The following is a 25,060-nucleotide window of genomic DNA, read 5'->3' on the forward strand; positions in this document are numbered from 1 at the left end:
TCCCGAGGGGAGAGGGGGGAGAAGCTGCACCTGGCTGAAACCCTTGCGCCGGGCCAACCCCCTCTCCCTCCGGGAGAGGGCCGGGGTGAGGGTCTCTCAAGCCACACGGAGCCCTGACCCATGCACCTGCTGCGCGCCCAGGCCGGCGTCACCCTGCCGGCCGACAGCATCGCCGACCTCGGCCAGAGCCCGGCAGAGCTGGTGATCCTCTGCACCGGCGACTCGCACCTGTCGCTGCTGGCCGAGGTGGCGCGCGAGCTGCCCGAGGACTTTCCCAGCCTGCGCCTGGCCAGCCCGGCGCAGCTGCCCAACCACGCCTCGGTGGACTTCCATGTCGAGCAAGTGCTACGCCACGCCCGGGTCATCCTGATCTCGGTGCACGGCGGCGTCAGCTACTGGCGCTACGGCATCGAGCGTCTGGTCGAGCTGGGCCGCCAGGGCACCAGGATCATCCTGGTGCCCGGCGACGACAGCCCCGACCCCGAGCTGACCAGCCTGAGCAACGTGCCGGCCGAGGACAGCCAGCGCCTGTGGCAGTACCTGCGCCAGGGCGGCGCGGACAACGCCCGCCACCTGCTGCACTACATCGCCAGTCGCTGGCTGGGCGGCGACTACCCCTGGAGCGAGCCGCGCGCCCTGCCGCGCACGCTGATCCATCATCCACACCACAGCGAGGCAAGCCTCGAGCACTGGCGCGCCGACTGGCAGCCGGGCCAACCGGTAGCGGCGCTCTTGTTCTACCGCGCCCAGGTGCAGGCCGGTAACACCGCCTTCGTCGACACCTTCTGCCAGCGCCTGCAGGCCCGGGGCCTCAACCCGCTGCCCATCGCCGTGGCCAGCCTCAAGGAAGCCGAGTGCCTGACCCGGGTCGAGGCCTGGCTGGACGAGACCGAGGCGGCGGTGATCCTCAACACCACCGGCTTCGCCCAGTCCAATCCGGAGTCTCCCCAGGAGCGACCGTTCAGGCGCGACGTGCCGGTGCTGCAGGCGCTCTGCGCCCTGGATAGCGAGGAGCAGTGGCAGGCCAGCGCCCAGGGCCTGGGCCCGCGCGACCTGGCCATGCATATCGCCCTGCCCGAGCTGGACGGCCGCCTGATCACCCGGCCGATCAGCTTCAAGGGCGTGGCCGCGCGCAGCGAGCGCAGCCAGAGCGACGTGGTGCGCTACCGCCCGCACCTGCCGGGCATGGACTTCGTCGCCGAACTGGCCCTGCGCTGGACCCGGCTCGCGGGTAAGGCCAACGCCGACAAGCGCGTCGCCCTGATCCTGGCCAACTACCCGACCCGCGACGGCCGCATCGGCAACGGCGTCGGCCTGGACACCCCGGCCGCCGCGCTGAACATCCTGCGCGCCCTGCAGCAGCAGGGTTATCCGGTCGACGGCCTGCCGCACGACGGCACCGCGCTGATCCACCAACTGCTCGGCGGCGTGACCAACGACCTCGACAACCTCGACTTGCGCCCCTGCCCCCAGAGCCTGGCGCTGGACGACTATCAGCGCTGGTTCGCCAGCCTGCCTGCGGCCAACCAGCAAGCCGTGCTGGAGCGCTGGGGCCCGCCCGAGCAGGACCCGATGTACCGCGCCGGCCGCCTGATGATCGCCGGCCTGCGCCTGGGCCTGTGCTTCGTCGGCATCCAGCCGGCGCGCGGCTATCAGGTGGACGCCGCGGCGGTGTACCACGACCCGGACCTGGTGCCGCCGCATTCGTATCTCGCCTTCTACTGCTGGCTGCGCACGGTCTTCGCCTGTGATGCGCTGATCCACGTCGGCAAGCACGGCAACCTGGAGTGGTTGCCGGGCAAGAGCGTCGGCCTGTCCGAGGCCTGCTGGCCGAGCGCGATCCTCGGCCCCTTGCCCAACCTCTATCCCTTTATCGTCAACGACCCCGGCGAGGGCGCCCAGGCCAAGCGCCGCACCCAGGCGGTGATCCTCGATCACCTGATGCCGCCGCTGACCCGCGCCGAGAGCTACGGCCCGCTGCGCGACCTGGAACGCCTGGCCGACGAGTACTATGAGGCCAGCCAGCTCGACCCGCGCCGCGCCCTGGAGCTGCGCGGCGAGATCCAGCGCAAGGTGCGCGAAGCCAGCCTCGACCGCGAGCTGGGCTTGCAGGCGGGCGACGATCCGGACAGCTGGCTGCCGCAGCTGGACGCTTACCTGTGCGACCTCAAGGAATCGCAGATCCGCGACGGCCTGCACTGCTTCGGCGAATCGCCCAGCGGGCGCCTGCGCCGCGACACCCTGTTGTCGCTGGTGCGTATCCCGCGTGGCGACGGTCATGGCCGCCACGCCAGCCTGCTGCGCGTTCTGGCCCAGGACCTGAATCTGGACTTCGACCCGCTCGGCGGCGAACCGGCCGAGCCCTGGCAGGGCCCGCGCCCGGACTGCCTGCAGGCGCTGAGCGATGAGCCCTGGCGCAGCCGTGGCGACACCCGCGAGCGCCTGGAGCTGCTGGCCCTGCAGCTGATCGAGCAGGCCGACTCCTCTGCGCCAGGCCCGGCCAGCGAACTGGTGCTGGACGAGCTGCGCGGCCATATCGCCCCGCTGCTGGACGGCTGCGGCGCCGCCGAGATAAACGGCCTGCTCGCCGCGCTCGAAGGCCGCTTCGTGCCGCCGGGCCCCAGCGGCGCGCCGAGCCGCGGCCGCCTCGACGTGCTGCCTACCGGGCGCAACTTCTATTCGGTGGACGTGCGCCATCTGCCCACGCCCACCGCCTGGCGCATCGGCGTGCAGAGCGCCGAGCGCCTGCTCGAACGCCATCTGCAGGACGAGGGCGAGCATCTGCAGCGCCTGGGTCTGTCGGTGTGGGGCACCGCGACCATGCGCACCGGCGGCGACGACATCGCCCAGGCCCTGGCCCTGCTCGGCGTGCGCCCGGTGTGGCAGCCCGGCAGCCAGCGGGTCGAGCGCATCGAGGTACTGCCGCTGGAACAGCTCGGCCGCCCACGGGTGGACGTGACCCTGCGCGTGTCCGGCTTCTTCCGCGACGCCTTCGCCAACCTGATCCGCCTATTCGATCAGGCCGTGCAGGCGGTGGCCGAGCTGGACGAACCGGAGCATATGAACCCGCTTTCGGCACGGGTGTGGCAGGAAACCCTGGCCCATCAGGACCAGGGCCTGGACCCGGTCGAGGCACGCCGCCAGGCCGGCTGGCGCATCTTCGGCGCCAAGCCGGGGGCCTATGGCGCCGGCATCCAGAACGCGGTGGACGAGCGCCTGTGGCAGACCCGCGCCGACCTGGCCGAGGTCTACCTGAACTGGGGCGGCTACGCCTACGGCCAGGGCGCCGAGGGCCTGCCGGCCCGCGCGCAGTTCGCCGAACGCCTGCAGCGGCTGCAGGCGGTGCTGCACAACCAGGACAACCGCGAGCACGACATTCTCGACTCCAACGACTACTACCAGTTCCAGGGCGGCATGCTGGCGGCGGTCGAGACCCTGCGCGGGGCCAAGGCCGCTAGCTACTTCGGCGACAGCAGCCAGCCGGACGACCCGCGCATCCGCACTCTCAAGGAAGAACTGGGCCGTGTGGTGCGCGCCCGCGCAGTCAACCCCAAGTGGATCGCCGGGATGAAACGCCACGGCTACAAGGGCGCCTTCGAGCTGGCCGCCACGGTCGACTACCTGTTCGGCTTCGACGCCACCAGCGAGCTGGTCGACGATCACCAGTACGCCCTGCTGGCCGACGCCTACCTGCTGGACAAGGACACCCGCGACTTTATCCAGCAGCACAACCCCGGCGCCCTGCAGGACATGCTCGAACGCCTGCTCGAAGCCCAGCAGCGCGGCCTCTGGCAGCAGCCCGGCGAGTACCGCGCGCAACTGGAAAACCTGCTGCTGGATGCGGAGGAATCATGAGCGCCGCAGCACTCTCCGTAGGAGCGAGCTCTGCTCGCGAATTCCACTGGCGCCTGGGAGCATTTCGCGAGCAGAGCTCGCTCCTACACCCCTGCACCAGACTCATTGCTCAGGAGACAGGGCCATGACCCACTTCCCCCTGGCCGCCGTGGTCGGCGCCGACGAGTTCAAGCTGGCCCTCTGCCTGGCGGCTATCGATCCAGCCCTCGGCGGCGTGCTGATCGAAGGCCCGCGCGGCATGGCCAAGTCCACCCTGGCGCGCGGCGTGGCCGACCTGCTCGACGGCGGGCGCTTCGTCACCCTGCCGCTGGGCGCCAGCGAGGAGCGCATCGTCGGCAGCCTCGACCTCGACGCCGCGCTTGGCGAGGGCCGCGTACGCTTCTCCCCCGGCGTGCTGGCCAATGCCCATGGCGGCGTGCTCTATGTCGACGAGGTCAACCTGCTGCCCGACCATCTGGTCGACCTGCTGCTCGACGTGGCCGCCAGCGGCACCAACCACGTCGAGCGCGATGGCCTGTCGCACAGCCATCCGGCGCGCTTCGTGCTGATCGGCACCATGAACCCCGAGGAAGGCGAACTGCGCCCGCAGCTGCTCGACCGCTTCGGCCTCAAGGTGCAGCTCGGCGGCGCGCCGCAACCGGCGCTGCGCGCGGAAATCGTGCGCCGGCGCCTGGCCTTCGACGACGCTCCCGAGGCCTTCCTCGCCCAGTGGCAGAACGAGCAGGACGCCCTGCGCCAGCGCTGCATCGAGGCCCGCCAACGCCTGGCCGAAGTCCCGCTGGACGACTCCAGCCTGGAGGCCATCGCCCAACGCTGCTTCGCCGCCGCCGTGGACGGCCTGCGCGCCGACCTGGTGTGGCTGCGCGGCGCCCGCGCCCATGCCGCCTGGCGTGGCGCCAATCACATCGAGGCGCAGGACATCGACGCCCTGGAGCCTTTCGTCCTCGCCCATCGCCGCCGCGCACACACTCCGCCGACCGCCAGTCAGCCGCCGGCATCGAGCCAAACCCAGCAGCCCGCGCGACAGGAGAACGGCGAAGGCCAGTGGGGCGCGCTGCCGCCACAGGCCGTGGCAGTCGGCGAGCGGCGCGAACCGCCCGCCTGGCCAAAAAAGCCCTGAGCATCCGCCCGCGCCAGGCCCCAGGCGCGGATGCCCTACCCCTCCCCGGCCAGGCCCAAGGCGGACGCAGCGGCGCACGCGGCTCCGGCACGCCCGTGCGCATCGACTGGCCGGCGACCCTGGCCGACGGCCGCCCACGCAAGCGCGCCGACCTGCACTGGCAGACCCGCCGCCTGCGCCCCGGCGAACTGTGGCTGGTCATAGTCGACGCCTCGGCCAGCACCCGCCGCCACGGCGCCCTGGCCCAGGCCAAGGGCCTGCTCGCCGAGCTGTTCGCCAGCGCCTACCGCCAGCGCGCGCGCCTGGCCGTGCTCGAAGCCGGCGGCGCCGAAGCCCGCTGGTTATGGCAGGGGCAGAAGGCATCGGCTGAGCTGCACGCCTGGCTGCAGCAACTCGGCGCCGGCGGCGGCACCCCGCTTATCGAGGCCCTGCAACTGGCCAGGCCCTGGCTGCTGCGCCGGCAGCGCCACAAGCCGGGCGAGCGCCAGCGCCTGCTGCTGCTCACCGACGGCCGCCTGCGCGACTGGCCGGCCCTGGCCACACTGCCCTGCCCCGGCCTGCTGCTGGATATCGAACGCGCGCCCATCCGCCTCGGCCGCGCCCGCCAGCTGACCCTTGAGCTGGGCGCCGACTACCTGCATATCGACGACCTGGCGCCAAGCACCCGCGCGCCCATCTGGAACAGACCATGAAAGAACTGCTGCTGGTCGGCATCGGCGCCGGCGACCCGGACTACATCACCCAACAGGCGATAAAGGCCCTGATCCGCAGCGACGTGATCTTCCTGATGGACAAGGGCCCGGCCAAGCACAAGCTCAACGCCCTGCGCCGGGAAATCTGCGAACGCTTCCTGGGTGACCACAACCCGCGCTTCGCCGAAGGCCAGCAACCGGAACGCGAACGCGACGCCGCCGACTACCGCGCCAGCGTCGACGAGCTGAATCGCGACAAGCAGGCGGTGTTCGAGCAGCTGATCGACGAGCAGATGAGCGACGGCGAGACGGCCGCCTTCATGGTCTGGGGTGATCCCTCGCTGTACGACAGCAGCATACGCATCATCGAGGCCATCGCAGCCACGCGCAGCGACCTCAGCTACGACGTGATCCCCGGCATCACCAGCCTGCAAGCCCTCACCGCCCGCCACCGCATACCGCTGAACCAGATCGGCCGCGCCGTGGAAATCACCACCGGCCGCCTGCTGGCCGAAGGCTGGCCGCAGGGCGTGGATAGCGTGGCGGTGATGCTCGATGCCAGGGACACCTACCTGCGCTTCGTCGGGCAGGGGCTGCAGATTTATTGGGGAGCGTATGTGGGGACGGCGGACGAGATTCTGATTTCTGGTCTGCTGGATGAGGTGGCGGGGCGGATTGCGAAGACTCGCGCGCAGGCGCGGGAGAGGAATGGGTGGATTATGGATAGCTATCTATTGAAAACTGACCAACAGATGAAGGCATAATGCCGCAATCCTCTGCAAATGGTCAGAAAAAGGCCTGCCAGATCTGTCCACCAAGAGCAAAACACTCACAAATAACTAGCACGCGAAGGATTGTTAGAGTGACTAGCCTTTTAAATGTAAAGGAAGAAATTCGCAGTTCGGTTCTACAAAACTCAATGGCATCAGAAATTGCAAATGCCCTTAATGGGTTATTCACCATTGAATATTTCAAGCGATCCCAGATACATAACAAACCCCACACCATCCTTCATTGCAAACCAACACGAAACGTTGCAGACGCACTACTACTAGACCGAGAAGTTCTGGCCCTCGGATTAAGCGTCACAGACATTCAAGTCAGAACCCTTCATGCAGCGCAAGATATAATAAACAAAAGCAATGGACGCCTCGACCAGTTCTTTATAATAATAGTTCATGCCGACAAGAATGGAGATAACAAGCTAAGAGCTTGGGGACGAGAACAAGGATACAAAGTCGTCCCAATTTTTAGAGCGAAAGCAGGAGCACTTCCAACTTCCGAGACCTTGAGACGAACTCTTGCGCAAGATCTATTCACTCAAGACCCATTCTCTCTAACAGGCCCAGTCTTAGCAGACTCAGAATTTTTTGGACGACGCAACAACGCAATAGAAACACTCAGGCAACTCCAAACAGGAAGAATTCTCTCTCTATTCGGAATTCGCAAGCTCGGCAAAACCTCCCTTATCAACAGAGTGGTTAACTTAGCACGAGAGGCCGGCTCCCCTCAGATAGCAATGATTGACTGTTCTGTAGAGGGATTCAACAAGCTGAGCGCATCAGATGCACTAAAAGCCGTTGCAAAACTATGCAAGTTAGCCGGCAACAGAGGGTACGCACATATATCAGAGGCACTAAAAAGAAGCGACCAAGATCTAGTACCCGTTTTCGATGATTTATGGACTCAAAAGAAACCAACACCACTAGCAATCATATTCGACGAAGTAGATTATGTAACACCTGCTTCCCCCACACAAAAACACTGGAAAAAGGACTTCAACGTCTTTTGGCGTGAATTTCGAGTAGTTTATCAAGAGGCCCAAAGGATGGGCTTCCCGATATCAGTACTTGTCTCCGGCGTATCATCTCAAGCTTTCCGTGCAGAGAGCTTTGATGGTATTGAAAACTCCGTCCTGCACTTTGTTCCAGAAGGGTATCTCCCCCCCTTTGCGAGAGATGCCTCCAAAGCGATGATAAAGGATCTATGCAAACGCTGCGGGTTAATATTAAACAGCCCAGATCAAGACAGAATCGCCCAAGCCTGTGGGGACCTCCCGTACTGGGTTCGCATGGCAGGCTCTTATATTCACCGCTCAATTGACATCCAAGGAAGGCCTAGAGAACTAGAAGCTGAGTTAGTAGAGAAGCTTCTTGATGAGTTCGTACAAGCAGAGGGAGCAGATGCTGCCAGAGTTGCGCTAGAAGACTTAAGAAGAAAATACCCCGAACCAATCGAATTACTAAAATACGCAGTCAGCGTCCCAAACATATCTCTAGCCGAAGGGAAACTTCTAGCCAGATATGGTCTAGCATCTCAATCAGCAGGAACAGTAAAAGTCACCAGCACCATGATTCGGGAGGGATTGCAGATCATCACAACCCCCCACATCCCAACACAAGCAGATACAGCAGAAGAAATAGAAGACAGCTTAAAAGCTCTGAACCTAGCATCCGAAGAGTGGGCAGAAGAGCTTTCCATCCTAAGCAGAAGACGAAATCTTGTTGAAAGAAAACTTAGAGAGTTCGTTCACTTCGCATTAAAGCTCACCGTCGAAAAAGGTGAAAACTGGGTAGACAAAGTACTAAAAGCCCTCCCCGAGCGACAAAGAAATGAGCTAGCACAACTTTCGGGAGACTCACTCCTAAACAAACTTTTCTGGAAGGATCTTGGAGCAATCATAACGAAATACTGGAGCTCTTTTGAGAAAACCTTAGGAGATAAACGACGATTTGAGACGGCCATGGACTTGGTTAATGATCGTCCTGACGCCCACGCAAAACCTGTAGATGCGGCTGACATAGCGCTATACAGGCGAGAACTTACTTGGTTAGAAGATCGCCTAGCATAGATTTACAAAACAATCGGGGACGACACGTTTTCGACCGAAGCGTCGAATCTAAATCGTAACGCTCCCCCTCACTCCGGTGCCGCTCCGGGGGCCGACTTACAAGGGCCATCCATGCCCCTTTAAGCGGGGACGCCCAGTCCCCTCGCCGCCTCCATGCGGCTCGTCCCACTGCGCAACACCTCCACTCGGCCTCCCGACGGGGTTCGGACTCCGAGTTGCTTGGTAGTTCTTTCCGCATTCTTGCGGACTCGCTTTCGTAGGGTGGACTCGCCGCAGGCAGTCCACCACACCGGAACGGTGTACTGCCCTTCGGGCGAGTACACCCTACAGATACAGACGCGAACCTTCAGGCAACTCCCCCGCCCCCTTCAGGAGGCCGAACGGAATCATTGTGTAAGGGGTTGAGCGGCATGGATGCCGCGAGAGCGACGATGGCCGGGGCCGCCTAGGCAGGGATGGCCCTTCGGCGCGTGCCCCTGGAGCAGTGATGGAGTGAGGGAAACGAAGTAACAGCCGAAGGCTGGTCACCCCGCCGCAGGCGGGGCCGGATGTAGGGGGCAAGCCCTTTGGGTTCCTTTTGGCGGGGCCGGCCATCCGGGCGACTGCCAAAAGGAACCCGCCCAGCAGGGCGGAACCACTGCCCCAGCCAACACAACACCCGGCCAACGAACACCAACAGAAGCCAACTCAGTTGCCGAACCCCAGCCCCACAAGCGAGCATCGCCCCCAACCTCGCAGTCAGGAACCACGCAATGAACCTCCACCAAAAACCCGTCGACCTAGCCAAGGCCTACCGCCTCCTCAACCACGGCCCGACTGTCCTGGTCTCCGCCCGTCACGCAGGCATCGACAACGTCATGGCCGCCGCCTGGGCCTGCGTGCTCGACTTCTCCCCGCCCAAACTCACCGTGGTACTGGACAAGGCCACCCGTACCCGCGAACTGCTCGAACGCAGCGGCCGCTTCGTCATCCAGGTGCCCACCGCGGCGCAGCTGCAGCTGACCAACACAGTCGGCAACCACAGCCTCAAGGACGATCCGGACAAGCTGGCCAAGGCCGGCGTCGAGCTGTTCGAGATGCCCGGACACGACCTGCCCTTCGTCGCCGGCTGCTCGGCCTGGCTGGCCTGCGAGCTGATCGCAGAGCCGCACAACCAGAACGCCTACGACCTGTTCATCGGCGAGGTGGTCGGCGCCTGGGCGGACGAGCGGGTGTTCCACGACGGCCGCTGGCACTTCGAGGACGCCGACCCGGCCTGGCGCAGCCTGCACCACGTGGCCGGCGGGCACTTCTACGCCATCGGCGAGGCGCTCAAGGCCTGAGCGCTCAGCGCGCCAACGGCAGAGCCAGGCCGAGCAGCACGAACAGCAGCCCGCAGCAGCGGTTGAAGGCGCGGCCGCCGCGCTGCAGCCAGGGCCGCACGCGGAAGGCCAGCAGCGCCAGGGCCAGCTCGACCAGGAACCCCACCACGGCGAAGGTCGCCGCCATCACCGCGAACTGCACCAGCAGGCCGCGCTGCGGGTCGAGAAACTGCGGCAGGAAGGCGCCGTAGAACAAGATCACCTTGGGGTTGGACAGCGCCGACAGCAGGCCCTGGCGAAACAGGCCGAGCAGCGCCGGCTGTGGCGCGCCCAGGGCCATGCCCGGCAGCAGCGCCGGGGTGCGCCAGAGCTGAACGCCGAGCCAGATCAGGTAGGCGCCGCCGAGCCACTTGAGCGCCAACAGCGCGGCCGGCACGGCCTTGAGCAGCGCACTGAGGCCGAACATGGCCAGGGCGATCAGCAGGCCGAAGCCGACCACCCCGCCGAGGATGGTGGCCAGGGCCCGGCGCGCGCCGTACAGGCCGCCGTGAGTCAGGGCCAGCAGGCTGTTGGGGCCGGGCGTCAGGGCCAGGCCGAGGGTGGCGACCAGGTAGATCAGCCAGAGGTCGAAGGCCATCGTGAATCTCCTTGCAGCATGACCAATCAAAAGGGACCGGCTTCCACATAACGGAACACGGTGCCTTGGCCAGGCTCAGGGCCCTGGCTACATAAGGAACCCTTCCGCCGCTGGCGCAGCGCCCCCGAGTCGCTCCACGGCCTGCCGTACCAGGGCAGGAATCTCGGCAGCCAGATAATCCCAGAACCTGTCGCTGTGCACCGTCTCGGCCACGATGCGCGGAGGCAGAAAGCGCTGCATCTCATTGCGGAAGTCCTGCTTAACCTGAGGGTCCGAGGCCAGCGCAGCCATACGCTCACCGGCCCTGGCCAGAAAGTCCTGCACAGGCACTCGATGGTCGTCGAGCTTGATCGGCAGCAGCTGCAGCTCCGGCTGCACGCCTTGCTGCTTCAACCACAAAAGATCCCAGAGGTCGCGGTTCTTGATGCGCCCACGGCGCAGGACGAAAGCCAGGATCTTGTCGACGTAGATCTCCTCCAGCGTCTCGGCATTGAGGATCAGCCCCTGGGTACCCATGTCGACGCCATAGGGATTGCGCAGGGTCTGGGGCCGGCTCCTGTGCGTGGGGATGGCGCAGACATCGATATTGATGCGCTGGGCCGGAAGATGCTTGGCCTCGGGGCGAGTCTGGATTCGCAGCTTCCAGGTATCGACATTGCCTGTCTCCTTGCTCGGTTCGCTGACCTCCACCAGCAGCCCGTACTTGCTCTGCAGCTTGTCGATCAGCGTGGTACTCAGCTGGGCCAGATCCTCGCGGCGAAAATCGCTGCCGCCGGTGAAGTCCAAGTCCTCGCTCAGACGATTGGAGCCGTAACAGGCCCGTAGGCAGGTGCCGCCAATGAAACACAGCCTCTCCAGCAGACCGGCCTCGCTCAGCGCCAACAGGATGTCGTGGTGCAGCAGCTCCTTTTCCACTACGACGCGCAGGCTCGCCAGCTCGGCATTCTGGGTGAGGGCCTGATCAACCAGACGATCAAACAAGTTCATTGGCGGCACTCCAGTCGATCAGGTCAAGATTCCGCTTCGCCACCCTCATGTCGCGCATGGCCTGAGCCGGCCTGGCCCGCCACAGCCGGCAACGCCTGTCATAGTCGAGTTGGTCGAGCAGGTCCTGCGGTTTCTGCCGGGTATGCACGAACTCGATGGTGCCCCAACGGCCGCAGGCGATGCGGCTGCTGCGCCCGGACGACATGAGGGTGATCCAGTTCAGCGGAACCTGCGAAATGACGCCGGCATCGCTGAGCACCGTCTCCAGGCTGATGTAGTTGAATTCCTGCGCTCGCAGGCGAGCGGCGGCATGAAACAGCAGCGACCCAGTGTTGGCCCTCGCCGGACGGTAGAAATACAGACCACGGCAGACCCGCTCCAGCCTGCCATCCCTGGCGGCCCGACTGAGCAGGGCCCGGTAGGCCTCGGCGGATATGTCCGGTACCAGCGTGCGAATGTCCGAGGGGGTGAACAGATAGCGCTCGGGAGATGCCAGATCGTCCAGGCCGGCATACAGGCGACGGATGGGCTGGAGGTGCTCGCGAACTGGACCCATGACGATGGCTCTACGGAAAGTAACGTTTACTGTCATTTAACCTAAAGCTAGGCCCGATAGAACTCAACGGAAAATCACGAAAAACATCACTTTCCGTTGAGATAACCTACTCCTGCGGATACCACCTCGGCGTATACACCCAGTCGCCGCCGCCCTGGCGCGGGAAGCGCCGGGTCTGGCTGGAGCCGACTATCACCAGGGTGCGCATGTCCACCAGCTCCGGCGTCAGCTCGCCCAGGGTCAGCACGCGCAGACTCTCGGCCGGGCGGCCGATGTCGCGGCCGAGCACCACCAGGGTCTGCGGTTCGCGCTGCTGGCGCAGCAGGTCGAGGGCGCGACCGAGCTGCCAGGGGCGGGCCCTGGAGATGGGGTTGTAGAAGGCCATGGCCAGGTCCGCGGCGGCGGCGTGCTGCAGGCGCCGCTCGATCACCGCCCAGGGCTTGAGGTTGTCGGACAGCGAGATCAGGCAGAAGTCGTGGCCCAGCGGCGCGCCGGCGCGGGCGGCGGTGGCCAGGGCGGCGGAGATGCCGGGCAGCACTTCCAGCTCGACGCCCTGCCAGCGCGCGTCGCTCGAAGCCTCCAGCGCCTCCATCACCGCGGCGGCCATGGCGAACACGCCGGGGTCGCCGGACGACAGCATCACCACCCGCCGGCCCTGTGCGGCCAGCTCGAAGGCATGGGCGGCGCGCTGCAGTTCCTCGCGGTTGTCGCTGGCGTGCAGGCACTGGTCCTGGCGATAGGGGCCGGCCATGCGCACGTAGGTCTCGTAGCCGAGCACGTCCTCGGCCTCGTCCAGCGCACGGCGCACGGCCGGGGCCAGCAGCTCGGCGCAGCCCGGGCCGATGCCGACCACGCTGAGGCGCCCGCGCGGGCGGCCGATCGCGGCGGCGGTTTGCGGGCTATCGGCCAGATGCAGGCTCAGCCCCGGCGCCTCGTAAACGGCGGGCGGCAGCGCGGCCGTCGCGTCGATAAAGCGCAGCGGCACCTCCAGTTCGGCGGCCGCCCGCTCGGCAGACGGCAGCGCGCGGCCAGCGCCCCCGACCAGCAGCGCGGCCAGCGCCGCCTCGGCCAGGCCGGCCTCGGCCAGCACGGCGCGCACCTGCCCGGCGTCGGGCTCGGTGCAGCGTGCCAGCAACTGGCGCGGGTGGATCAACAGGGCGTCGCCGCCTCGGTCGGCCGCCACGTCGATGCGCAGGCAGCGCTCGCCCTCGGCATGCAGCGGCAGATTGGCCTGCTGCAGCCAGGGCGCCTCGCCCTCGACGCGCAAGCGCGCGCCGCCGAGCAGGTCGCTGACCAGGCGCTTGCCCTGCTCCAGATCGGCCAGGGCATAGCCCTGCGGCGGGTCGAGCAGGCAGGTACCAAAACGCAGCTCGCCGCTGGTGGTGATGGCCGGCGCCACCGCCAGCCATTCGCCCAGCTCGCGGGCTAGGCGGTTGACCCCGGCCAGGCCGCCGAGCAGCGGCACCACGGCGCTGCCGTCCTCGGCCAGGGCCAGCACCGGCGGCTCCGCGCCCTTCTCCGCCAGCAGCGGCGCCAGGCTGCGAATGACGATGCCGGCGGCGCACAGGGCGACGATCGGCGTGCCGGCGCGGTACAGGTCGCGCAGGTGTTCGGCGAACTCGCGGTAGCTCTCGTCGACTGCATCGACGCGCCCACTCAAGCCATGAATGCGCGCTTCGGGATAGCGCTGCTGTATACGGCACGCGGTCTCTAGAGCCGAAAGGCCGAGAATAACGATGGCGGGAGCTGGATTCATGCTGACCACCTACCACTCAGGCCACCAAACAACTCGTGTATCCCCCTCTCCCCCCGGGAGAGGGCTGGGGTGAGGGAGCCAATGGCACGCCGTGCGCCGAAGATACTGCGAGCTGTCCGGAGCAGCCCTCTCCACCGGTCGCTCTGGGGAGGAACGACTGTGCTTATCGAATCAACCACGCCACTGCTCCCCCGGCACCAGGATCATGGAGAAATAGGGCGAGGCCAGCGGGTCGACCTCGGCCAGTGGCACGATGCGCTGGTTGTCCATGGTCGCGCGCTCCACATAGTGGGCACGCTCGGCCAGGCCGAGGCGTTGCAGCACCCGGCGCACCTTGTCGAAGTTGCGCCCGAGCTTCATCACCACCGCCGCCTCGGCATGGCGCAGGCGCTGTTCCAGCTCCTCTTCCGGCAGCACGCCGGAGAGCACGCTCAAGGATTGGTTGCGGTACACCAGCGGCGTACCGAGCACCGAGGCGCAGCCGAGCATGGAGCACACGCCGGGCACCACCTCGGCTTCGTAGCGTTCGGCCAGGCGGTCATGCAGGTACATGTAGGAGCCGTAGAAGAACGGGTCGCCCTCGCAGATCACCGCCACGTCGCGGCCGGCGTCCAGCTCGGCGGCGATCTGCACGGCGCAGGTGTCGTAGAAGTCGGCGATCACGTCCTCGTAGGACAGCGGCGGCGCCAGCTTCTCGGTGGTCACCGGGTAGACCAGCGGCAGCCGGCGCTGCTCGTCCGTGAGATGGGCCTCGATAATGCCGAAGGCGTTGCCGCCCTGGCCTTTGCTGGCCTTGGCCTTGGCCACGAAGTAACCCACCACCGGCGCCGACTGCAGCAGGCGCAGAGCCTTGAGGGTGATCAGCTCCGGATCGCCGGGGCCGACGCCGAGGCCGAGCAGACGTCCCTTGCGCATCATTCCACCTCCGTGGCCAGGGCGTTGACCGCCGCGGCGGCCATGGCGCTGCCGCCGCGGCGGCCACGCACTATCACATAGGGCACGCCGCGACTGTCGGCGGCGAGCATGTCTTTCGATTCCGCCGCGCCGATAAAGCCCACCGGCATGCCGAGAATCAGCGCCGGCTTGGGCGCGCCGGCGTCGAGCATCTCCAGCAGGTAGAACAGCGCGGTGGGCGCGTTGCCGATCACCACCACGCTGCCCTCCAGGTGCTCGCGCCAGTGCTCCAGCGCCGCCGCCGAGCGGGTGTTGCCCAGCTCGCGGGCCCGCTGCGGCACGTCCGCCTCGTTGAGGGTGCAGATCACCGGGTTGTTCGCCGGCAGGCGCGCGCGGGTGATGCCCTCGGCGACCATGCGCGCGTCGCACAGAATCGCCGCACCGCTGGCCAACGCCGCGCGGCCGGCGGCGCCGGCACCGGGCGAGAAGCGCAGGTCCTGCACCACGTCGACCATGCCGCAGGCGTGGATCAGCCGCACGGCGAGCTTCTCCAGGTCGGCGGGAATCGCGCCGAGGTCGGCCTCGGCGCGGATGGTGGCGAAGGACTGGCGATAGATCTCCTGACCATCGCGGATGTAATCGATCATTCGGGCGTTCCTGCGGCGAGCCAGTCGCCGGCTTGGTCGATGTCGAGGGACGACGCCAGCGGGCGGCCGAACCCGGCCTGCCCCCGCTCGCGTCGATAGAGGTCGTAGCGCCCGCCGGGCCGGGCCAGCAGGGTGTAGGGCGCGACATGGGCGGCGGCGCAGCTGCGCGGGCAGCCGCTCAGATGCACCTGGGCGCAGCCCGGCGCCAGGCGCTCGGCCAGGCGCCGGGCGTCGGCCTTGGTGTCCGCCTCCGCCCTGGCGCAGCCGGCGCTGCCGCTGCAGGCGAGCATCCTGGCCAGCGGCGCGCGGGCATCGAGCAGCAGGCCGATGCCCTGCATGGCCTCGGCCACCCGGGCCTGGCGCTCGGCCCGCACATCCGGCAGCAGCAGGCCCTGCCAGGGTGTCAGGCGCAGTTCGCCGCTGCCTTCGGCCTCGGCCAGTTCGGCCAGGGCTTGCAGCTGCTCGGCCTGCAGTCGCCCCAACGGCGCGCCGGCCAGCAGCATCACCAATCCTGCCTGGACCTGGGCATGCACGCCCAGCGGCGGGCCCTCCTGCCGCAGGCGTGCCGGCCGCGCCGGAGCGGACTCCAGCGCCACGGGCAGATCGGCGAGAAATGCCGCCAGCGGCCGCTCGGCCAGCAGCTGGCGCATGCGCGTATGTTCGCCGGCCTGTCGCAGGAACAGGCGCAGCAGCGCCTCCACCAGTGGTACCGCGTCGGCGACCGCGACCGCACCCAGCGCGGCGTCGCGCGGGCTGCCGGCCAGGCCGAAGGCCAGGCGCTGCCCACCGGGCAAGGCGCTGAGCCAGATATCGTGCGGGTGGTCGAGCATGGCCAGGGCCTCGCCGCCGTCCAGTTGCAGGGCGAACTTGGCGGACAGGCCGTGGAACTCGGGGCGGTCCTGCAGCAGCGCCAGCAGTCGTTCGGCCAGCGGCCGGGTATCGAGATGGGCGGCCGAGTCGCGACCGGCGGCTGGGCTGAGCAGCAGGTTGCGCACATCGTCGGCGGCGGGGTCGCGCGGGCCCAGGCCGGCGGCCAGCAGGCGCCGCAGCAGCTGGTCCTGGCATGCCTCGCGCACGCCGCGAATCTGCAGGTTGCCGCGGTTGGTCAGCTCCAGCACGCCGTTGCCGCACAGGTGCGCGGCCTCGGCCACGGCGCGGGCCTGGGCGCTGCTGAGCAGGCCACCGGGCAGCTTGACCCGGCAGATGCCGCCGTCGCGTGCGGGTACGACGCGCCACAGCCCCGGGCAAGCCGAGGGATGCGCAGCGGAGGTGGCAGGGGCAGCGGGTTTCAAACGGTCACCGACAAAAAACGACGCGGCGACCGGACCAGAGCAAGCCCGGGGGCTTCCTCGGCATCGGTACACCCCGCCCGATGTTGGCACTCGCGACTGCGTCGTCGGCAGGTCTCCTGGCTGACAGGTCCTCGCCGCCCCACGGCCTTCCCGATTACTCAGTGGCGCGGATGTGGAGCGACTCGCTGCTTACAGTTGCGGGGGCAGCCACGGCTTGTACCGTGTTCCCTCTTAGGCCCGCATATGCCCCATGGGGGGCCGGGCACCGACGAAGGCGCTATTATGCCCGCTTTGCCCGGCGCAGCGACATGCGTCTCGACAACAGGTAGGAGGCGCCGATGGCGCAGTGGCTGACGGTGGTGGGAATCGGCGAAGACGGCTATGCCGGCCTGGGCAAGGCGGCGCGGCGCGCGCTGCTGGCGGCCGAGTGCATCGTCGGCGCGCCGCGCCAGCTGGAGCTGCTGCCGCCGTGCATCCGCGCCCCGCGCCAGGCCTGGCCTAGCCCCTTCGCCCTGGAGCCGGTGCTGCAGCGGCGCGGCACGCCGACCTGCGTGCTGGCCAGCGGCGACCCCATGCTCTATGGCGTCGGCGCCAGCCTTGCGCGCCAGGTGAGTGAACGCGAGATGCTGGTGCTGCCGGCGCCCTCCTCCTACTCCCTGGCCGCCGCGCGGCTGGGCTGGCCGCTGCAGGAGGTCACCCTGCTGTCGGTGGTGGCGCGCCCGCTGGCCAGCATTACTGCGCATCTACATCAAGCCCAGCGCCTGCTGATCCTGTGCAACGACGGCGGCAGTCCCGCCGCCCTCGCCGCCCTGCTGCGCCAGCGCGGCTTCGGCGCCAGCCGCCTGAGCGTGCTGGAGCACCTCGGCGGGCCGCTGGAGCGGCGCATCGATGGCCTGGCCGCCAGTTGGAATGTGGAAGAAGTCGCCGCACTTAATCTGCTGGCCGTCGAGTGCCGCGCCGATGCCGGCGTGCAGCCGCTGCCGCTGACCGTCGGCCTGCCCGACGAGGCCTATCGCCACGACGGCCAGTTGACCAAGCGCGACGTGCGCGCCATCACCCTGGCCCGCCTGGCGCCGCGCCCCGGCGAGCTGCTGTGGGATGTCGGCGCCGGCTGCGGCTCGATCGGCATCGAGTGGCTGCGCAGCCATCCGAGCTGCCGCGCCATCGCCATCGAGGCCAACGAGGGCCGCCAGCAGCTGATCGCGCATAACCGCGACGCCCTCGGCGCGCCGCAGCTGCAACTGGTGGCCGGCGAGGCGCCCGAAGCCCTGGCCGGGCTGGAAGCGCCCGACGCCATCTTTATCGGCGGCGGCGTGACCGTGCCCGGCGTGCTGGAGCAATGCTGGCAAGCGCTCAAGCCCGGCGGCCGGCTGATCGCCAATGCCGTGACCCTGCAGAGCGAGGCGATGCTGGTGGCCTTCCGCGAACAGCATGGCGGCGAGCTGACCCGCATCGCCGTGGCCCAGGCACAGGCGCTGGGCGGCTTCGACACCTGGCGCAGCGCCCTGCCGATCACCCTGCTGCACGTGCACAAACCATGACCCGCATGCTGCTGCTCGGCGGCGTCGGCGATGCGCTGCGCCTGGCCCGCCGCCTGGGCCCCGAGCATCTGTACAGCCTGGCCGGGCTGGGCAAGGTGCCCGGCGATCTGAGCTGTCAGATTCGAGTGGGCGGTTTCGGCGGTGCCGAGGGCCTGGCCGATTTCATTCGCAGCGAAGGCTTCGATCTGCTGCTGGACGTCACCCATCCCTACGCCGCACAGATCAGCGCCAATGCAGCCTCCGCCGCGCACCTGGCCGGCGTGCCCTGCTGGGCGCTGCGCCGTCCCGACTGGCAGCCGGGGCCCGACGACGACTGGCGCGAGGTGGCCGACTGGGCCGCGCTGGTCCGGGCGCTGCAGCCGTTCCACAAGCCCTTCTTCACCCTCGGCCGCGAGCCGCTGGCGCATCTCGACGAGATTCCCGCGCACCAGCACTGGACCCTGCGCCTGCTCGATGCCCAGCCCGAACATCCACGCGCGCGCTGCATCGCCGCCCGCGGCCCGTTCGAGCTAAACGAGGAGCGCGCGCTGTTCGCCGCCGCAGGCTTCGATGTGCTGGTGAGCAAGAACAGCGGCGGTAACGCCACCGAGGCCAAGCTGCAGGTGGCCCGCGAGCGCGGCCTGCCGGTGCTGCTGCTGGCGCGTCCCGAACTGCCGGCGGTGCAGCGCCATTTCGCCGATCCCGATGAACTGTGGCAGGCCCTGCGGCCGCTGCTGCGAGAGAACCCATGAACACCGAAAACTACGCCCGCGTGCTGTTCGTCGGCCCCGACCTGGCCCAGGGCAGCTTCGCCGAACTGACCCGCCGCCAGTTCGCCGAGCAGTTCGGCGCCGCCGTGCTGGACGACCTGCTCGATACAAACGCCGGCTACGACGAACTGTGGGCACGGCTGCGCCAGTGCCTGGAGAGCGGCGAGCTGCCGCTGCTGCTGGTCGACCTCGACCCGCTGGGCGGCAGCCCGCAGCTGGACTGGCTGCGCGGCGAGCTGCAGGCCCTGGCCGGCGAGCACGCCGACCGGCTGTTCGTCTGCGCCGGCAATGCCGAGAACCTGGCGGCGCTGGCCGAGCTGATCGAACAGCCCGAGCGTCATCTGGGTTGCGTGGACGTGCCGCAGTTGCCGCAGCGCCACAGCTGGTCGTGCATCCCGCCGCACCGCCATCGGGTGCTGCTGTGCAATGGCCCGCGCTGCACCCGGCGCGGCGCCTTGCCGCTATGGAAGCTGCTGCGCGAGGAACTGAAGGCGGCCGGTCGCCTGGAGACCGAGGATGGCGTGCATATCACCCGCACCCAGTGCCAGTTTCCCTGCGATCAGGGGCCGACCCTGAGCCTCTACCCCAGCGGCGAGTGGTACCGCATACGCAATGCGGAAGAGGTGAAGCGTCTGGTACGGGAGCGTTTCGTCGAGGAGCGCGCGGTGCCCGAGCTGATTATGCGCGATTAGCAGCTCCCCTCTCCCACGGGTGGGAGAGGGGCGGGGGAGAGGGTGAGTACCTATGCCCTCTCCCCAACCCTCTCCCGTAAACGGGAGAGGGACCCATGAATCACAGGCTCATCACATCGAGAAAGCGCGGCGTGGCGCTGTCGTCGATCTTCAGGCTCTGGAAGTCGAACAGGTTGCGGTCGGCCAGTTGCGACGGCACCACGTTCTGCAGGGCGCGGAACATGATCTCGGTACGGCCCGGGCTCTTGCGCTCCCACTCGGTAAGCATCTCCTTGACCACCTGGCGCTGCAGGTTCTCCTGCGAGCCGCACAGGTTGCACGGGATGATCGGGAATTCCTTCATCGCCGAGTAGGCCTCGATGTCCTTCTCCTGGCAGTAGGCCAGCGGGCGGATCACCACGTTGCGGCCGTCGTCGGACAGCAGCTTGGGCGGCATGGCCTTGAGGGTGCCGCCGTAGAACATGTTGAGGAAGAAGGTCTCGAGGATGTCGTCGCGGTGGTGACCGAGGGCCATCTTGGTCGCGCCGATCTCGTCGGCGTAGGTGTACAGGGTGCCGCGGCGCAGGCGCGAGCACAGCGAGCAGGTGGTCTTGCCCTCGGGGATCTTCTCCTTGACCACCGAGTAGGTGTCCTTCTCGATGATGTGGTACGCCACGCCGATGGATTCCAGGTAGGCCGGCAACACGTGCTCGGGGAAGCCGGGCTGCTTCTGGTCCATGTTCACCGCGACTATCTCGAACTTGATCGGCGCCACCTTCTGCAGGTACAGCAGGATATCGAGCATGGTGTAGCTGTCCTTGCCGCCGGACAGGCAGACCATCACCTTGTCGCCATCCTCGATCATGTTGAAGTCGGCGATGGCCTCGCCGACCTGGCGGCGCAGGCGCTTCTGCAGTTTGTTCTGGTTGACCGAGAGGGTGCTGGGCATGGTGCTGGACGATCCGGGGCGAAGACGAAAAGCTGGCTATTTTACGCACAAAGGGCGCGCACGGCAGCCCGTGTTAGGCTGAACGGATGAACGATCTCAATCCCAGTCTCGATCTGTCCGAACAATTGCATGAGCTGCTGCAGGCAGAACCGGCCGGAATCAGCGAATTCCAGCTGATCCAGCAGCTCAAGGCCCGTCACTCCACGCATATCCCGCACCTCGGCCTGGCCGACAAGCTGGTGCTGTTCCGTACCCACTTCCTGCTGTTCAACGCCCTGTACCTGCTGCGCGACCGCCTGTGGGGCCAGCAGCAGGCCCATCTGCACATCAGCCCGCTGTGCGTGCAGCTGCAGCCCTGGCGCCCCGGCGCCAGCGGCCTGGCCGAGCACGACCCGCTGCGCGACTACTACCTGGACCTGGCCAACCTGCGCGACACCACCGAGGACGACGTGGAGAAACTGCTGGCCAGCTTCTGGACGCGCATGCAGGGTGGCGACGAGAAGCGCGCGGCGCTGGAGTTGTTCGAGCTGGACGGCGACCGCGCCCTGAATCTGGCTGCGATCAAGCTGCGCTACCGCCAGCTGGTCAGCCAGCACCACCCGGACCGAGGCGGCAGCACCAGCCGCCTGCAGTCGATCAACCTGGCGATGGAAATACTGCAGCGCTATTACGGCTGACCTACAGAGAGCGATTCGCTCTAAAGCCACGGCTCACGCGGGCTCCGCCCTTCCCCTATACTGCGGCATACGGTCGCAGCTAATTCGGCCTGCACCCGGCGCCGCTGATCACGCGCGCCGGGCGCTACGCTCGGGGGCGATCGACAATAACAAGAGGAGGTGTCCGCATGATCCACCATGTTTGGGGGCTCTTCACCCATCCCGACCAGGAGTGGCAGGAAATCCGTGGCGAAGAGGAAAGCATCAGCCACATGTACCTGACCCACGTGCTGATTCTCGCTGCCATCCCCGCGCTGTGCGCCTACTTCGGCACCACCGAGGTGGGCTGGACGGTCGGCGACGGCGACCCGGTCAAGCTCACCACGACCAGCGCGATGCAGATGACCCTCATGTCCTACCTGGCGATGCTCGCCGGCGTGGCCGTGATGGGCGGCTTCATCCACTGGATGGCGCGCACCTACGACTCCAACCCGACCCTGACCCAGTGCGTGGTATTTGCCGCCTATACCGCCACCCCGCTGTTCGTCGGCGGCGTCGCCGCGCTCTACCCGAGCCTGTGGCTAGGCATGTTCATCGGCACGGCGGCGATCTGCTACACGGTCTACCTGCTGTACGCCGGCATTCCCACCTTCATGGGCATACCCGAGGACGAAGGCTTCATGTTCTCCAGCTCGGTCCTGGCCGTCGGCCTGGTGGTGCTGGTGGCGATGATCGCCTGCTCGGTGATCCTCTGGGGCTTCGGCGTAGGCCCTGTGTATACCAGCTGAGATTCTTGTTTAGAAATCCCCGGCCTGCCGCCACAAGAAGCCGCCTTCGGGCGGCTTCCTGTTTCAGGGCGCGCCTTGGCCCGGCATAATCGCGCCATGCCCGAACTGCTCCATGCCCGCGTCGAGGCCTGCTACCAGCTGGCCGAAAACTTCTTCAAACGCACCTTCCCCCGCCCCGAGGTCAGCTTCAGGCTGCGCGGGCAGAAGGCCGGCGTCGCCCATCTCAACGAGAACCTGCTGCGCTTCAATCCCAAGCTGTATGCGGAGAACCGCGAGCACTTCCTCCAGCAGACGGTGGCCCACGAGGTGGCGCACCTGGTCGCGCACCAGCTGTTCGGCCCGCGCATCCAGCCGCATGGCGAGGAATGGCAGCTGATCATGCGCGGCGTCTACGAACTGCCTCCGGATCGCTGCCACAGCTATGAGGTGAGCCGGCGCCAGGCCATCCGCTATCTCTACCTGTGCAGCTGCCCGGATGGCGAGTTCCCCTTCTCCGCCCAGCGCCATGGCCTGGTGCGCAAGGGCCGGCGCTACTTCTGCCGGCGTTGCAAGGCGACCCTGGTGTACAGCGGCGAACAGCGGGTCGAGTAGCTGCCAAACTCTGCACGCGGAACAACACATTCGTAGGCGCGGGCTCTGCTCGCGAAACGCCGTAGCTGCTTGCTTCGCGAGCAGAGCTCGCTCTACAGAAAACAAGATGTTCGGGCTGGCCGAAGCGCCCCTCTCCCACAGGTGGGTGAGAGTTTCAGGAGTTGGCGGCAAGCCCGGCGATCAGGCCAGCTCGGCGCGCAACTGACGGGCGGCAGCCACCATGTTCACCAGCGCCGCCTCGGTTTCCGCCCAGGCGCGGGTCTTCAGGCCGCAGTCCGGGTTGACCCACAGCCGCTCGGCCGGCACCCACTGCGCGGCCTTGCGCAGCAGCTGGGCCATCTCGGCACTGTCCGGCACGCGCGGCGAGTGGATGTCGTAGACGCCCGGACCGATCTCGTTGGGATAGTCGAAGGCCTCGAAGGCGCGCAGCAGTTCCATGTCCGAGCGCGAGGTCTCAATGGTGATCACGTCGGCATCCATGGCGGCGATGGACTCGATCACGTCATTGAACTCGCTGTAGCACATGTGGGTGTGGATCTGCGTCTCGTCGCGCACGCCGCAGGCGGCCAGGCGGAAGGCCTCGGTGGCCCAATCCAGATAGTGCTGCCAGCCGGCCTTGCGCAGCGGCAGACCTTCGCGGAAGGCGGCCTCGTCGATCTGGATCACCTTGATGCCGGCGGCTTCCAGATCGACCACCTCGTCGCGAATGGCCAGGGCCAGCTGGCGCGCCTGCTGCTCGCGGGAGATATCGTCGCGCGGGAAGGACCACATCAGCATGGTCACCGGGCCGGTCAGCATGCCCTTCATGACCTTGTCGGTGCAGCGCTGGGCGTACTCGATCCAGGCCACGGTCATCGGCCTGGGCCGGCTCAGGTCGCCATAGATCAGCGCCGGCTTGACGCAGCGCGAGCCGTAGCTCTGCACCCAGCCGAAGCGGGTGAAGGCGTAGCCGTCCAGCTGCTCGGCGAAGTACTCGACCATGTCGTTGCGTTCCGCTTCACCATGCACCAGCACGTCCAGTCCCAGTTGTTCCTGAATCTGCACCGCATGGCGGATCTCGGCGTGCATGGCCTCGGTGTACTCGGCCGCGGACAGCTTGCCGGCCTTGAACGACTGACGTGCCAGGCGGATCGCCGAAGTCTGCGGGAAGGAACCGATGGTGGTGGTGGGGAACGGCGGCAGGTCGAGCAGCGCGCGCTGCCTGGCGATGCGCTCGGCGAACGGCGACTGGCGCCGGCTATCGCTTGCCGTGATGGCAGCCAGGCGCGCCTGCACCTGCGGCTTGTGGATGCGCGGCGAGGCGGCGCGACTGGCCTGTACCTGGCGGCTCGTGGCCAGCGCGGCCCGCACCTCGGCGGCCTGCGGCTCGCGCAGGGCCCTGGCCAGCACGGCGACTTCCTGGCACTTCTGCACGGCAAAGGCCAGCCAGCTTTTCAGCTCGGCATCCAGCTGGTCTTCGCGGCCCAGGTCGACCGGACTGTGCAGCAGCGAGCAACTCGGCGCCACCCACAGACGCGCGCCGATGCGTTCCTGCGCCTGTTGCAGCACATTCAGGGCTTTCTCCAGGTCGGTGCGCCAGACATTGCGGCCGTTGACCACGCCCAGCGACAGCACCTTGTAGGCCGGCAGGCGGTCGAGAATGCTGGGGAACTGCTCCGGTGCGCGCACCAGATCGATATGCAGGCCATCGACCGGCAGGCCGGCGGCCAGGCCGAGGTTGTCCTCCAGGCCGGCGAAGTAGGTGGCGATCAGCTTCCTGCCCGGCTCCCTCTGCAGCAGGTTGTAGGCGCGCTCGAAGGCGTTCTTCCAGTCCTGCGGCAGGTCGAGGGCGAGGATCGGCTCGTCGATCTGCACCCAGTCGATGCCCTGGGCGGCCAAGCGCCGGAATATCTCGCCGTAGACCGGCAGCAGGCGCTCGAGCAGATCGAGCCTGTCGAATTCACCCCCCTTGCACTTGCCCAGCCACAGGTAGGTCAGCGGGCCGATGATGACCGGCTTGAGGCTGTGGCCCAGGGCCTTGCCCTCCTCCACCTCCTCGAACAGCTGCTCCCAGCTCAGGGCGAACCGCTGATCAAAGCTGAACTCGGGGACCAGGTAGTGGTAGTTGGTATCGAACCACTTGGTCATCTCTTGGGCATGGGCGCCGCCACAGCAGCTGTCCTGGCTGCTCTTGTTGGCGGAAACGCCACGGGCCATGGCGAACAGAGTGTCGAGGGTCGGTTTGCCGCCGTGCACATGGAAGCGCTCCGGGATCACGCCGAAGGTCAGCGAGTGGGTCAGCACCTGGTCATACCAGGCGAAGTCGCCGACCGGCAGCAGCTCGATGCCGGCGTCCTTCTGCAGTTGCCAATGGGCGGCACGCAGCTCGCGGCCGACGGCGCGCAGGCCGGCCTCGTCGAGCTCGCCCTTCCAATAGGCTTCCAAGGCCTTCTTCAGTTCGCGGTCGCGGCCAATGCGCGGGAAACCGAGGTTGTGTGCCAGTGCCATGGGTCCATCTCCAGTGTTCGTCAATGGCACACATTCTCGA

21 protein-coding genes and 1 riboswitch are annotated in these 25,060 nt (G+C 67.1%); of the genes, 12 read left to right on the plus strand and 9 right to left on the minus strand.

Annotated elements, in window-relative coordinates; all coding sequences use genetic code 11:
• The first annotated feature begins 120 nt into the window (after positions 1-120).
• The 6 genes from cobN to AAFN46_RS09485 all read left to right on the plus strand — a co-directional run bounded on the left by cobN (position 121) and on the right by AAFN46_RS09485 (position 9,840).
• A complete protein-coding gene (cobN, locus tag AAFN46_RS09460; protein ID WP_347808431.1) occupies positions 121-3,855 on the plus strand; it encodes a cobaltochelatase subunit CobN in 3,735 nt (1,244 codons plus the stop codon).
• 124 nt (positions 3,856-3,979) lie between these two features.
• Positions 3,980-4,975 (plus strand): ATP-binding protein, encoded by a 996-nt coding sequence (locus tag AAFN46_RS09465; protein WP_347808432.1) that lies wholly within the window; start codon positions 3,980-3,982, stop codon positions 4,973-4,975.
• Positions 4,957-5,667: a VWA domain-containing protein gene (locus tag AAFN46_RS09470; RefSeq protein ID WP_347808612.1), complete on the plus strand. Its 711-nt coding sequence runs from the start codon at positions 4,957-4,959 to the stop codon at positions 5,665-5,667. The genes AAFN46_RS09465 and AAFN46_RS09470 overlap by 19 nt, the downstream gene beginning before the upstream one ends.
• Positions 5,664-6,431, plus strand: coding sequence for a precorrin-6A synthase (deacetylating) (cobF, locus tag AAFN46_RS09475; RefSeq protein WP_347808433.1), 768 nt, complete (start codon positions 5,664-5,666; stop codon positions 6,429-6,431). Before AAFN46_RS09470 ends, cobF begins: the two co-directional genes overlap by 4 nt.
• A 98-nt stretch (positions 6,432-6,529) precedes the next feature.
• Positions 6,530-8,518, plus strand: coding sequence for a hypothetical protein (locus AAFN46_RS09480; RefSeq protein ID WP_347808434.1), 1,989 nt, complete (start codon positions 6,530-6,532; stop codon positions 8,516-8,518).
• A 752-nt stretch (positions 8,519-9,270) separates the two neighbouring features.
• Entirely contained in the window at positions 9,271-9,840 is a 570-nt protein-coding gene (locus AAFN46_RS09485) for a flavin reductase family protein (protein WP_347808435.1), read from the plus strand.
• 4 nt (positions 9,841-9,844) lie between these two features.
• Here AAFN46_RS09485 and AAFN46_RS09490 read toward each other — a convergent pair whose 3' ends face one another.
• The 7 genes from AAFN46_RS09490 to cobG form a co-directional block, all read right to left on the minus strand.
• Positions 9,845-10,456, minus strand: coding sequence for a LysE family translocator (locus AAFN46_RS09490; RefSeq protein WP_347808436.1), 612 nt, complete (start codon positions 10,454-10,456; stop codon positions 9,845-9,847).
• 87 nt (positions 10,457-10,543) lie between these two features.
• A complete protein-coding gene (locus AAFN46_RS09495) occupies positions 10,544-11,443 on the minus strand; it encodes a nucleotidyl transferase AbiEii/AbiGii toxin family protein (protein WP_347808437.1) in 900 nt (299 codons plus the stop codon).
• Positions 11,430-11,999 (minus strand): type IV toxin-antitoxin system AbiEi family antitoxin domain-containing protein, encoded by a 570-nt coding sequence (locus tag AAFN46_RS09500; protein WP_347808438.1) that lies wholly within the window; start codon positions 11,997-11,999, stop codon positions 11,430-11,432. Before AAFN46_RS09500 ends, AAFN46_RS09495 begins: the two co-directional genes overlap by 14 nt.
• Positions 12,000-12,105: 106 nt before the next feature.
• Positions 12,106-13,755, minus strand: coding sequence for a precorrin-3B C(17)-methyltransferase (gene cobJ / locus AAFN46_RS09505; RefSeq protein WP_347808439.1), 1,650 nt, complete (start codon positions 13,753-13,755; stop codon positions 12,106-12,108).
• A gap of 171 nt (positions 13,756-13,926) precedes the next feature.
• Complete coding sequence (locus AAFN46_RS09510; protein ID WP_347808440.1) at positions 13,927-14,673, minus strand: precorrin-2 C(20)-methyltransferase; 747 nt, start codon at positions 14,671-14,673, stop codon at positions 13,927-13,929.
• Positions 14,670-15,296 (minus strand): precorrin-8X methylmutase, encoded by a 627-nt coding sequence (locus tag AAFN46_RS09515; RefSeq protein WP_347808441.1) that lies wholly within the window; start codon positions 15,294-15,296, stop codon positions 14,670-14,672. Before AAFN46_RS09515 ends, AAFN46_RS09510 begins: the two co-directional genes overlap by 4 nt.
• Positions 15,293-16,588, minus strand: coding sequence for a precorrin-3B synthase (gene cobG / locus AAFN46_RS09520; protein WP_347808442.1), 1,296 nt, complete (start codon positions 16,586-16,588; stop codon positions 15,293-15,295). Before cobG ends, AAFN46_RS09515 begins: the two co-directional genes overlap by 4 nt.
• 88 nt (positions 16,589-16,676) lie before the next feature.
• Positions 16,677-16,873: riboswitch (cobalamin riboswitch) on the minus strand.
• Between the two features lie 53 nt (positions 16,874-16,926).
• On the opposite strand from cobG, the gene cbiE reads away from it, so the two are divergent.
• The 3 genes from cbiE to AAFN46_RS09535 are packed head-to-tail and all read left to right on the plus strand — an operon-like array spanning position 16,927 to position 19,570.
• Positions 16,927-18,129, plus strand: a complete 1,203-nt coding sequence (cbiE, locus tag AAFN46_RS09525) for a precorrin-6y C5,15-methyltransferase (decarboxylating) subunit CbiE (RefSeq protein WP_347808443.1) — start codon at positions 16,927-16,929, stop codon at positions 18,127-18,129.
• Positions 18,126-18,860: a cobalt-precorrin-6A reductase gene (locus tag AAFN46_RS09530; protein ID WP_347808444.1), complete on the plus strand. Its 735-nt coding sequence runs from the start codon at positions 18,126-18,128 to the stop codon at positions 18,858-18,860. Before cbiE ends, AAFN46_RS09530 begins: the two co-directional genes overlap by 4 nt.
• On the plus strand, positions 18,857-19,570 hold the full coding sequence (locus tag AAFN46_RS09535) for a (2Fe-2S) ferredoxin domain-containing protein (protein WP_347808445.1): 714 nt from the start codon (positions 18,857-18,859) through the stop codon (positions 19,568-19,570). The genes AAFN46_RS09530 and AAFN46_RS09535 overlap by 4 nt, the downstream gene beginning before the upstream one ends.
• Positions 19,571-19,670: 100 nt before the next feature.
• Here AAFN46_RS09535 and ttcA read toward each other — a convergent pair whose 3' ends face one another.
• Positions 19,671-20,498 (minus strand): tRNA 2-thiocytidine(32) synthetase TtcA, encoded by an 828-nt coding sequence (gene ttcA, locus AAFN46_RS09540; RefSeq protein ID WP_347808446.1) that lies wholly within the window; start codon positions 20,496-20,498, stop codon positions 19,671-19,673.
• 86 nt (positions 20,499-20,584) lie between these two features.
• Here ttcA and AAFN46_RS09545 point away from each other — a divergent pair, with 86 nt between their 5' ends.
• The 3 genes from AAFN46_RS09545 to AAFN46_RS09555 all read left to right on the plus strand — a co-directional run bounded on the left by AAFN46_RS09545 (position 20,585) and on the right by AAFN46_RS09555 (position 22,533).
• Complete coding sequence (locus AAFN46_RS09545) at positions 20,585-21,175, plus strand: DNA-J related domain-containing protein (protein WP_347808447.1); 591 nt, start codon at positions 20,585-20,587, stop codon at positions 21,173-21,175.
• Positions 21,176-21,342: 167 nt separating this feature from the next.
• On the plus strand, positions 21,343-21,942 hold the full coding sequence (locus tag AAFN46_RS09550) for a Yip1 family protein (protein WP_347808448.1): 600 nt from the start codon (positions 21,343-21,345) through the stop codon (positions 21,940-21,942).
• 75 nt (positions 21,943-22,017) lie between these two features.
• Positions 22,018-22,533, plus strand: a complete 516-nt coding sequence (locus AAFN46_RS09555; RefSeq protein WP_347808449.1) for a SprT family zinc-dependent metalloprotease — start codon at positions 22,018-22,020, stop codon at positions 22,531-22,533.
• 180 nt (positions 22,534-22,713) lie between these two features.
• Here AAFN46_RS09555 and metE read toward each other — a convergent pair whose 3' ends face one another.
• Entirely contained in the window at positions 22,714-25,020 is a 2,307-nt protein-coding gene (metE, locus tag AAFN46_RS09560; RefSeq protein WP_347808450.1) for a 5-methyltetrahydropteroyltriglutamate--homocysteine S-methyltransferase, read from the minus strand.
• Positions 25,021-25,060 lie beyond the last annotated feature (40 nt).

The organism is Pseudomonas sp. CAU 1711, from assembly GCF_039888625.1.
In the GTDB taxonomy this organism is placed as follows: Bacteria; Pseudomonadota; Gammaproteobacteria; order Pseudomonadales; family Pseudomonadaceae; genus Aquipseudomonas.

What these genes read in the sequence shown, in the direction of transcription:
- AAFN46_RS09510 (WP_347808440.1), bottom strand. Translation starts at nt 14,673, where the DNA reads ATGATGCGCAAGGGACGTCTGCTCGGCCTCGGCGTCGGCCCCGGCGAT.
- AAFN46_RS09495 (WP_347808437.1), bottom strand. Translation starts at nt 11,443, where the DNA reads ATGAACTTGTTTGATCGTCTGGTTGATCAGGCCCTCACCCAGAATGCC.
- cobJ (WP_347808439.1), bottom strand. Translation starts at nt 13,755, where the DNA reads ATGAATCCAGCTCCCGCCATCGTTATTCTCGGCCTTTCGGCTCTAGAG.
- AAFN46_RS09500 (WP_347808438.1), bottom strand. Translation starts at nt 11,999, where the DNA reads ATGGGTCCAGTTCGCGAGCACCTCCAGCCCATCCGTCGCCTGTATGCC.
- AAFN46_RS09515 (WP_347808441.1), bottom strand. Translation starts at nt 15,296, where the DNA reads ATGATCGATTACATCCGCGATGGTCAGGAGATCTATCGCCAGTCCTTC.
- AAFN46_RS09550 (WP_347808448.1), top strand. Translation starts at nt 21,343, where the DNA reads ATGATCCACCATGTTTGGGGGCTCTTCACCCATCCCGACCAGGAGTGG.
- AAFN46_RS09490 (WP_347808436.1), bottom strand. Translation starts at nt 10,456, where the DNA reads ATGGCCTTCGACCTCTGGCTGATCTACCTGGTCGCCACCCTCGGCCTG.
- metE (WP_347808450.1), bottom strand. Translation starts at nt 25,020, where the DNA reads ATGGCACTGGCACACAACCTCGGTTTCCCGCGCATTGGCCGCGACCGC.
- AAFN46_RS09465 (WP_347808432.1), top strand. Translation starts at nt 3,980, where the DNA reads ATGACCCACTTCCCCCTGGCCGCCGTGGTCGGCGCCGACGAGTTCAAG.
- AAFN46_RS09530 (WP_347808444.1), top strand. Translation starts at nt 18,126, where the DNA reads ATGACCCGCATGCTGCTGCTCGGCGGCGTCGGCGATGCGCTGCGCCTG.
- ttcA (WP_347808446.1), bottom strand. Translation starts at nt 20,498, where the DNA reads ATGCCCAGCACCCTCTCGGTCAACCAGAACAAACTGCAGAAGCGCCTG.
- AAFN46_RS09545 (WP_347808447.1), top strand. Translation starts at nt 20,585, where the DNA reads ATGAACGATCTCAATCCCAGTCTCGATCTGTCCGAACAATTGCATGAG.
- AAFN46_RS09535 (WP_347808445.1), top strand. Translation starts at nt 18,857, where the DNA reads ATGAACACCGAAAACTACGCCCGCGTGCTGTTCGTCGGCCCCGACCTG.
- cobN (WP_347808431.1), top strand. Translation starts at nt 121, where the DNA reads ATGCACCTGCTGCGCGCCCAGGCCGGCGTCACCCTGCCGGCCGACAGC.
- AAFN46_RS09485 (WP_347808435.1), top strand. Translation starts at nt 9,271, where the DNA reads ATGAACCTCCACCAAAAACCCGTCGACCTAGCCAAGGCCTACCGCCTC.
- cbiE (WP_347808443.1), top strand. Translation starts at nt 16,927, where the DNA reads ATGGCGCAGTGGCTGACGGTGGTGGGAATCGGCGAAGACGGCTATGCC.
- cobF (WP_347808433.1), top strand. Translation starts at nt 5,664, where the DNA reads ATGAAAGAACTGCTGCTGGTCGGCATCGGCGCCGGCGACCCGGACTAC.